Annotated in this window: 9 protein-coding genes and 1 tRNA gene; 3 read left to right on the forward strand and 7 right to left on the reverse strand. The window is 28.9% G+C overall.

The window, feature by feature from the left end:
* Positions 1-204: 204 nt before the first annotated feature.
* The 6 genes from HKO22_RS10515 to folE form a co-directional block, all read right to left on the reverse strand.
* Complete coding sequence (locus tag HKO22_RS10515) at positions 205-1,959, reverse strand: copper amine oxidase N-terminal domain-containing protein (protein ID WP_169970493.1); 1,755 nt, start codon at positions 1,957-1,959, stop codon at positions 205-207.
* A gap of 447 nt (positions 1,960-2,406) precedes the next feature.
* Positions 2,407-3,126: a hypothetical protein gene (locus HKO22_RS10520; RefSeq protein WP_169970496.1), complete on the reverse strand. Its 720-nt coding sequence runs from the start codon at positions 3,124-3,126 to the stop codon at positions 2,407-2,409.
* A 37-nt stretch (positions 3,127-3,163) separates the two neighbouring features.
* The gene (locus tag HKO22_RS10525) at positions 3,164-3,736 is read right to left on the reverse strand and encodes a glycoside hydrolase family 73 protein (protein WP_075659699.1); all 573 of its coding nucleotides are present in this window, start codon (positions 3,734-3,736) and stop codon (positions 3,164-3,166) included.
* The gene (gene folK, locus HKO22_RS10530; RefSeq protein ID WP_169970498.1) at positions 3,726-4,544 is read right to left on the reverse strand and encodes a 2-amino-4-hydroxy-6-hydroxymethyldihydropteridine diphosphokinase; all 819 of its coding nucleotides are present in this window, start codon (positions 4,542-4,544) and stop codon (positions 3,726-3,728) included. Before folK ends, HKO22_RS10525 begins: the two co-directional genes overlap by 11 nt.
* Before the next feature lie 10 nt (positions 4,545-4,554).
* Complete coding sequence (locus HKO22_RS10535; RefSeq protein ID WP_075659701.1) at positions 4,555-5,049, reverse strand: HD domain-containing protein; 495 nt, start codon at positions 5,047-5,049, stop codon at positions 4,555-4,557.
* A complete protein-coding gene (gene folE / locus HKO22_RS10540) occupies positions 5,049-5,603 on the reverse strand; it encodes a GTP cyclohydrolase I FolE (RefSeq protein ID WP_075659702.1) in 555 nt (184 codons plus the stop codon). Before folE ends, HKO22_RS10535 begins: the two co-directional genes overlap by 1 nt.
* Before the next feature lie 174 nt (positions 5,604-5,777).
* Between folE and HKO22_RS10545 the strand changes: the two genes are divergently transcribed.
* Together HKO22_RS10545 and HKO22_RS10550 are read left to right on the forward strand one after the other, a co-directional pair.
* A complete protein-coding gene (locus HKO22_RS10545) occupies positions 5,778-7,136 on the forward strand; it encodes a D-alanyl-D-alanine carboxypeptidase family protein (RefSeq protein WP_169970500.1) in 1,359 nt (452 codons plus the stop codon).
* A gap of 107 nt (positions 7,137-7,243) precedes the next feature.
* A tRNA-Arg gene (locus HKO22_RS10550) sits at positions 7,244-7,320 on the forward strand.
* A 36-nt stretch (positions 7,321-7,356) separates the two neighbouring features.
* On the opposite strand, the gene cutA is transcribed toward HKO22_RS10550, so the two are convergent.
* Entirely contained in the window at positions 7,357-7,674 is a 318-nt protein-coding gene (cutA, locus tag HKO22_RS10555; RefSeq protein ID WP_075659710.1) for a divalent cation tolerance protein CutA, read from the reverse strand.
* Positions 7,675-7,763: 89 nt separating this feature from the next.
* Between cutA and HKO22_RS10560 the strand changes: the two genes are divergently transcribed.
* Entirely contained in the window at positions 7,764-8,096 is a 333-nt protein-coding gene (locus tag HKO22_RS10560) for a phage holin family protein (protein ID WP_075659711.1), read from the forward strand.
* Positions 8,097-8,361: the final 265 nt, after the last annotated feature.

The following is an 8,361-nucleotide window of genomic DNA, read 5'->3' on the forward strand; positions in this document are numbered from 1 at the left end:
CTTTTGATAATTTTAGATTAAGAATTTTTTTATGTTTTTACCATAAAAAAATATATGGTTTAAGCCATAAGACATAAACCATATATCATTAATTTTTATTCACCAACACTATTTGACAAAGAACCAATTTTTTTATAGACTTTTAAAAGTATTATCTAAAAGCATAAAAATCCCAAGCTCAAGGGCTTGGGATAATTTGTCTAATTATTTAATTACTGAAAATAAAACTTTAGCTGCTTCTTCTGCAGTTTTTTCTGTTTTTTCAACAATCTTCTCATCTTTAACTTCTTTATTTTCTTTCTTTTCAGCTACTTCTTCTTTAGAATCTTTTCCTAAAATTTCTTCCATTTCCTTTTTAATTTGGTCTTGGTATTTTTTTAGAAGTTCTGGATTTTTATCAAGATCTTCTTTTGCTGCAAGAACTTTTTCTAATTCTTCACCCTTGTAGCTATCTTTAAGCATCTTTATAATTTCTTCATCTTTTTGACCAGATGATTTCATAGAAGCAATCATTTTATAATTATCTTCTTTTTCAATTTCTGCTAATTTATCTGCAAGTTCTTTTTCTGTGATGTTAAAAATATCAACTATTGGCATTCCTTCGTTTGCATCGTATTTAACTTTATAACCAAAAGCTTCGGATACAAATCTTACTGGAATATAAGTTTTGTCATTGATAATAGTTGCTGGTGAATCAAGTTTGACTTCTTTTCCATTTACAAGAGCCTTATTTGCTCCAACTGTAAGAATAACTTTATCATTATCTTTAGTTACAGTTACAGTTTTATCTTTTCCGTTCCAATCAACTTTAGCGCCAATTTTTTCATAGAAAGTACGAGCTGCAAGCATAGTTCTATCATTTATAATCTTTGGAAGAGCATCTGCATCTTCAAAAGTAATGTCTTCGCCATTTACTCTTACAGTAACTACATCCATTTTTGGCATTACTAAACTCGTGTATTCTTCTAAAGTTAATTTTTTAACTGAAGTAGGGAAGTTAATTTTTACATTTTCATCTTTAATTGTTTCAACATTTCCCTTAACAGAAACTTTTATAGAATCAGCAAAATTAAAGTTAACACCAATTTCTTGTGTATATTTATTTTCTCCGAAAATGCTCTTTTCAGAAATGCTAGATCCCTTAACAGTTTCTTTAATTTCATTAGCAGCTTTCTTTAAATCTTCTGCTTTGTAATTTTTATTAAGTTCTTTGAAATCTTTCTTTTCTTCATCAGTTACTGGAATACCAGCTTTATCAATGATTGTAAGTAAATTAGTTGAAACAGCATCCCAATTCTTCATAACTCCATCAGATGCCTTAATAAATTCATCGATGACTTGATCACTAGTTGCATTTAAAGTATAAGTATTTCCTTCAACTTTGTAGTCAATTCCTTGTTTTACGTCTTTAAAAGCAATATTCATTAACTTTAACAAATCAGCCTTAAATTCTTCAGAACTAAAATATTTTGTGGCTTTTGGAGAAAGACCATTTGCTTCGTCGGCAAATGAGATATAGTCTTCCTTGATGTCCTTTAATCCATTTCCAGCAATAGCAAAGATATCCTTTGATATAATAACTTCGTTGCCATTAACAAAGATATCCATTTTAATACTGTTAGGGAAGTCCTTGTTTAGACCTGTCAAATCTTCTTCTGACTTAGCTTGTTTAGCGACTACTTCTTTGAACTTTGAAAAGTCCATATTCATTAAAACATGAGCCTTGTCTTTTCCAATTTGTTCACCAGTCATTGTAACAGGGAAATTAATTTTAATTGTTTCTTTACTTTCAGGGTCCTTAACTTCTATATTATAGTCAAATTTTCCTGAAACCTTTGCTCCCTTCCAGTTTCCAACTTTTTCAGCTGCATCTAGGTAAGATGTAGTGTTTGCACTACAAGCACCAAGAGTAATTGCAGCTACTAATACAAGTAAAATAGTTAAAATTTTCTTTTTCATTGTATACCTCCTATTTGTTTTGACTTTACTATGAATGAAAAGCTTTTGCAATCTCAAAGTTTTTCAAAACATAAGTAATTTAAAGTGTATATGCTTTATATTTACACTTTAAATTATCTGTATTCATTTGTCAAGAACTTTTATAATCTTATTAGAAATTATTTTTTAATTTCTTACTTTTAGAATTTAAAAATTAAATTAAAAAAGACCCTTTCGAGTCTTTTAGTATAAATGTTCAATTGTTATGTAACTATAGCTCTATATCTCTTAAATTAAGCATTCAACCTTTAGCAATAAGCTACTTTCAAAGGAGATACTTTGCTACTTTTCCCTTTCGGGATAAATTAAAAATCTTCATTGGAATCACCTTTTCTTAGTTACCAATTTGTTTTCATTAGCTAGCTTAACTATAGTATAGAGCATGAAAGTTGTTTTGTCAATGTTTTCCTAAAAGTTTTTTATCTTTTTTAAATTTACTTTTTTCTCGTCAATTTTTCCTTGATTTAAAGCATTATTCACTTCAATAATTACTTGATTTGCGGAATTTAAAGAACCAATTTTTACAATATAATTTTTTGAATCATCTTTTCCCTTTATTACTATTTCATCGTCTTTTGACTTGGAAATAGATTTCATATTTTCATAAGAGAAGTAATAAGTTCCTATAACTAATCCCTGTTCATAGGATCCAACTACATTTCCAAGAATATCATTGCCATCTCTAAAGGAACGCTTCTTTGAAATTTCGTATATATCTGTTTCTTTTTCTTCTTTTTTAAGAAACTTTCCATTTTGCAGATTAAATAGGAATAATAAAAATAACCCAATTATAACTAGTGGACTTGCCAAGTAATTTATTATTTTTACATTTCTTAAATATATCTGTTGCAAAAAATATATATTTACAAAAATCAAAAATCCTATGTAAACAATTATATTTATAAAATAAGTTCTCTTTCTAATTTTTAAACCTGGAAGTTTTAAAATTTTATTAAATTTTGAAATAAAATCCGCTGTAGTCATTAAAAATAAGTAATTTATAATTCCCCAAAATACAGAATACATGAAACTTCCTTGACCTAACTCACTTTTTAGTCCTGAAAGATGAAATCCAAAGGGTATTATTATAGAAATTGCGAGAATTAAGTTTTGTAATTTTTTATTCATTTATACTCCCTTCTAATTAAAATAATTTCTAATAAGATTATTGCTCATCGTATTTATTTAAGTCGTATTTTTCTATTACAGATATTATTTTGTTTGCATAATTAGGATCCGTTGCATATCCACCTTCTTGAATATATTTTGCAGCTTCTTTGTAATCCTTTGCAGTCTTGACCTTATTATATCTATTTGCTGTTGTAAGAAGCTTTGCATAGTGATTAAAGGAATCTCTTTTTGAAGAATATTTTTTAAAATTCTCCATGTACCTTCCAGCCTCATCCTCCACATATTCTTCTGTCTCAAATACTATGCCATCCTCTTTTTTAACTGCCTTTATTCCAAAATAATTATTATATTCTTGTGAAAGCTTAGACTTTCCCCAATTGCTTTCAAGAATTGACTGTGCAATCATAACTGATGGAAAGAGCTTATTTTTCTTTGCAATTCTTACTGCTAAATTTGCCGTCTCAGCAATATAAGTTTCCCTATAATTTAATTCTTCCAAAGCTCTTTTTTCTGATGCTTTATTTATTAAAAAGCTCATGACAAAAATAATGCCTAAAAAAGCTAAAATAATTGTGAGACATCCGCAACAAACTTTCTTAATTTTCATTTTTCACTTCTTCATAAAGTTTGCTTATTTTTTTGTTTAATATTGGATGAAAATAATTTGGAATTAGTTCGTTCAAAGACTCCAAAACAAATTCACGCTCTGCAATATATGGATGTGGCACCACTAATTCGTCTGTAAAGTGGATTTCTCTATCTATTAATAAAATATCTAGATCAATTGTCCTTTCACCCCATTTTTCATGTCTTACTCTTCCCAAATCAATTTCTATTTTTTGTAAAATATGAAGAAAGTCCAAGGGATCTTCGTAGGAATTTACCTTTACAACTGTATTTAAGAAGTCTTTCTGATCAATTTTTCCCCAAGCCTTTGTCTCAATTATACTTGCTTTTTCTATAATTTTAAGACCTTCATCTTCCATCATTTCAAGGGCACTATTAATATACCCTTCTCTGTCGCCAAGGTTTGTGCCAATTCCAATATAATAATTTCTTCTCTTTTTATTACATCTAACTGAAGCCGTGTCCAAGGGCAAATTTATTGGTGCCCACGGTTTTTTTATAGTTAAATCGACAGACTCTGCAATTTCATAATTTTCAAAAATAAATTTTGTTAATTTATATGCAAGCGTCTCAATTAAATCTTCATTTTCACTTGCAAATAGATCATATAACTCGTGGGATAATTTTCCATAATCTATGGATTCATCCAAGTTTTTTTCTATTGCACATTTTCTAAAACTAAGTCCTATCTTTGCACTTATTAAAAATTTTTGTCCAAGTTTTTTTTCTTCTCTAAAAAGTCCATGATTTGCATAAACTTCAAGATCTTTTATATTTATGAAATCCATAATTCTCCCATCAATATATTATTTCGTGATTTTTCTTTTGGAAGCTCCAATTGCATTCTTTATAAGCAGGACATCTAAAACAAGCTCTAGATAATTTATCTGCTCTATAAAAAATATTAAAAAATTCATCCTCTGCTTTTTCTTTTTTCCTATGATAACTTATACAATTTAAAATTCTTTTTTTATCTTCCTCTGAAAAATCTGTGAGTTTTAAAATTTCTCTTGCAATTGTAACTGATGCCAAGGCATGATTTACACCTTCTTTTATTTCAATAACACGACCCAAATCGTGCAATAGTGCAGTGGCATAAATCATGTCTTTACAAACATCTACATTTTCCTCTAATTTTAAAATGTAGCAAATTCTAGCGACCGATATAAAATGTTCATAATCGTGTCTACAGAAGAACCTATCACTTTCAAGCTCTTCAAGTTCCCTTAAATAATTATTATAGATTTTACTCTTTACAATTATATTTGTTTCTTTTAAATATATATCTTCCATTAGAATTTAATCAATCTAAAAGCCTCTTGCTTTTGTTTTTCATCAGTTTCAAAAACTCCCCTAGAAACAGAAGTAACAGTTTTTGACCCTGGCTTTTTAACACCTCTCATGTTCATGCACATATGCTCAGCCTCAATTACAACTAAAACTCCCTTTGCTTCAAGGTATTTCATCATTGCATCGGCTATTTCAATGCTAAGTCTTTCTTGCAATTGCGGTTTTTTTGCATAAGTTTCCACAGTTCTTGCAATTTTAGAAAGACCTGCAACTTTTTGATCTGGAATATATGCAATATGTGCTTTGCCATAGAAGGGTAAAAAATGATGCTCACACATTGAGAAAAAATTTATATCCTTTACTACGACTATATTGTCTTCAGTAATTTCAAAAGTTTTTGACAAATGTTCTTCAGCAGTTTTACCTATACCTGCAAAAATTTCCTCATACATTCTAGCAATTCTAGCTGGAGTTTCAATTAAACCTTCTCTGTTTTTATCTTCTCCAATGGCTTCGATTATCATTTCTACAGCTTTTTCTATTTTTTGTTTATCCATTAAAATCTCCTTATAAATTTATTTATAAAATTTATAAATTTTATTATAACACATTAGTGTTTATATTAATAACTAATACCGATAAATTGGCTATTATAAAATTATTAAAAAAGCGTATTTCTCTTTAATTTACAATTTATTTATAATTTGATACAATATTTGCCGAGGTGTAAGATGAAGAAATTACTTCTATACTTATCTATTGCCATAATATTTTTAACATCACCAACAATCGTAATTGCTGAAAACAATCAGGCAGTAGAAAATTCAAGTTTAAATACAAATGAAAATTTGAATACTAATGAATCAGATCAAGTTGTAGATCCCTTAGCAATTCGAAATCAAAACTTTTTAGTACCGACAAAACAAGGTGTGCAAAAAGCAAACCAATATGAAGCAGATAAAATAAAAAAATTAGAAGATGTACCCTTAGAAGGACTTACAAAGTCCTATCTACTTGGAGATTATAAATCAGGAAAAATTATGGAAGGTTATAACTTAGATGAAGTTCGTGCAATGGCATCAACTTCAAAATTAGTTTCTATATTTGTAGTCCTAGATAAAGTAGAAGATGGTACAATTTCACTAAATGACGAAGTAAAAATTGACCACGAAGTAGCATCACTTACAGGATCTTCCTTCAAGCTAAAAGAAGGCGATAATGTAAGCGTAGAAAAATTAATAGAAGCATCCATGGTAGTATCTGGAAATGATGCCATAACAGCACTTGCAAAATATATTGGAGGTACAACGGATGGTTTTGTAAAAATGATGAACGAAAAATGCAAAGATCTTGGATTGAAAAATGCCCTAATGGTCAACCCAACAGGACTTACAAATTATGAGATCACAGATTACAATAAGATGACCACTAGAGAGATGTTTAAACTGGCATCAGAATTACTAAAATATCATCCTGAGGTTTTAAAATATACAAATATTGAAAAATTAGAAGAACCTGAAAGAAATTTCATTGAGTATAACACAAATCCCGTTCTTGGAATTGTTCCAGAAGTTGACGGACTAAAAACTGGATACACAAATGCAGCAGGAAGATGTGTAATTTTAACAGGACTTAAAAAAGGTGTGGACGAAAAATCCAAGGATATGAGGTTAATTTGTATCACGACTGGTTCTAATTCTGACTTTGAAAGATTTGTAGCTTGCAAAAGACTTATAACAAAGGGTTTTGAAGATTATGGTTACAATGCCATAGGTGATACAAAAAAAGAAGTTAGAACGATAGAAGTTCTCAACTCTCAAGATGAAAACATTCCAGTTTACCAAAAAAAAGTTGGCTATATTCTCTCAAAAACCGATGAAAAATTTAAAGAAGTAATAAGCATAGACGAAAACTTAAAAGCTCCTATTGAAAGAGGCTCTTCCGTCGGAAAAATTAGCTTTTACAAAGACGACAACTTAATATATACAACAGATTTAATAGTTAAAGATAAAGTTTATGAAAGAGGGATTTTTAATAAGTTCAAAAGAGTCTTTGAGGAAATATTTGTAAATATAGAAAAAGCTGCTTAATTGCTGTAAAAGTCTATTTTCAAAATAAACTTATTAATAAATAAAATCTTAATAAATGTCAAAAAAAATTGACACTTATTAAGATTTTATATACAATTATTTTATAGGTCCACGTAGCTCAGTAGGATAGAGCACACGCCTCCTAAGCGTGGGGTCGGAGGTTCGATTCCTCTCGCGGACGCCATATCACTTGCTTTTTGCAGGTGATTTTTTATGCTTATTAAGAATTATTGAGCTCTATTACATTTATAACTGGTACTTCATAGGGATGATTTTCTTTTATTATTTTCATTACTTTAGATAAGTCTTCTCGTCTTATTCTAAATTCAACTTTATTTTCTAAAACATCTTCTATTTTTCCAAGACTTCCTATATATGGATTTGCACCTTCTATGGGTCTAAAATGTCCTATAACTGGAGTTTCTGCATAGCAAAAGTCATAATTTTCCTCTTTTAAAAATCCGCCTTTATTTATTTTTTCCATTAGTTTTTTTGTATTTTCTTTTGGGATAAATACTTCTATTTTTACAAATTTCATTACAAACCTCCCATATTTTTATACCCAAATTAAATAAAAATTGTTTTAAATTTTATTCAATGGCTATAAATAAATTGGGAGGAGAAATTATGATAAAATTAATAATTAAAATCCTTGTAAGTGGATTAGCTATCCTTTTAACTTCTGCACTTTCTATAGGAATTCAAACAGATGGATATTCAACTGCTATTATGGCAGCTATTGTAATTGGAATTTTAGACTGGGCTATAAATAAATTCACAGGTATTGACGCTTCACCCTTTGGTAGAGGAGCTGTAGGTTTTGTAGTTGCAGCTATTATTCTATTTATTACAGGTAGAATTGTAGATGGATTTACTGTATCAATTCTTGGTGCTGTTGTTGGTGCTATCATTCTTGGTATTGTGGATTCCTTTTTACCAGCGGACAAAAAAACTATGTGATTAAATTTTAGGACTCGAGAAAATCTCGGGTCTTTTTATTTTTGTGAATAAGTCTTTTTATTTTTGAAAGTTATTCACATTTTTTATTTTTTATCTACATTTGTTACTAATATTTATTAAAAAAGCCTATGAGTTAAATAAAAAGGTTCTATAATAAATAGTGTTGGTGAGAAATCATCAGCACTATTTTTGTATGGAAATGTATAAAAAATAGACATAGAAATCACATTCCTATAAAATATAGTTGCAACCAAATACCAAGGAG

The organism is Peptoniphilus faecalis, assembly GCF_012976305.1.
GTDB lineage: Bacteria > Bacillota > Clostridia > Tissierellales > Peptoniphilaceae > Peptoniphilus_A > Peptoniphilus_A faecalis.

Excerpts from the sequence above, each read along its gene's own strand:
- HKO22_RS10525 (WP_075659699.1), bottom strand. The coding sequence starts at position 3,736 with ATGAAAATTAAGAAAGTTTGTTGCGGATGTCTCACAATTATTTTAGCT.
- HKO22_RS10515 (WP_169970493.1), bottom strand. The coding sequence starts at position 1,959 with ATGAAAAAGAAAATTTTAACTATTTTACTTGTATTAGTAGCTGCAATT.
- HKO22_RS10535 (WP_075659701.1), bottom strand. The coding sequence starts at position 5,049 with ATGGAAGATATATATTTAAAAGAAACAAATATAATTGTAAAGAGTAAA.
- folK (WP_169970498.1), bottom strand. The coding sequence starts at position 4,544 with ATGGATTTCATAAATATAAAAGATCTTGAAGTTTATGCAAATCATGGA.
- HKO22_RS10520 (WP_169970496.1), bottom strand. The coding sequence starts at position 3,126 with ATGAATAAAAAATTACAAAACTTAATTCTCGCAATTTCTATAATAATA.
- HKO22_RS10545 (WP_169970500.1), top strand. The coding sequence starts at position 5,778 with ATGAAGAAATTACTTCTATACTTATCTATTGCCATAATATTTTTAACA.
- cutA (WP_075659710.1), bottom strand. The coding sequence starts at position 7,674 with ATGAAATTTGTAAAAATAGAAGTATTTATCCCAAAAGAAAATACAAAA.
- HKO22_RS10560 (WP_075659711.1), top strand. The coding sequence starts at position 7,764 with ATGATAAAATTAATAATTAAAATCCTTGTAAGTGGATTAGCTATCCTT.
- folE (WP_075659702.1), bottom strand. The coding sequence starts at position 5,603 with ATGGATAAACAAAAAATAGAAAAAGCTGTAGAAATGATAATCGAAGCC.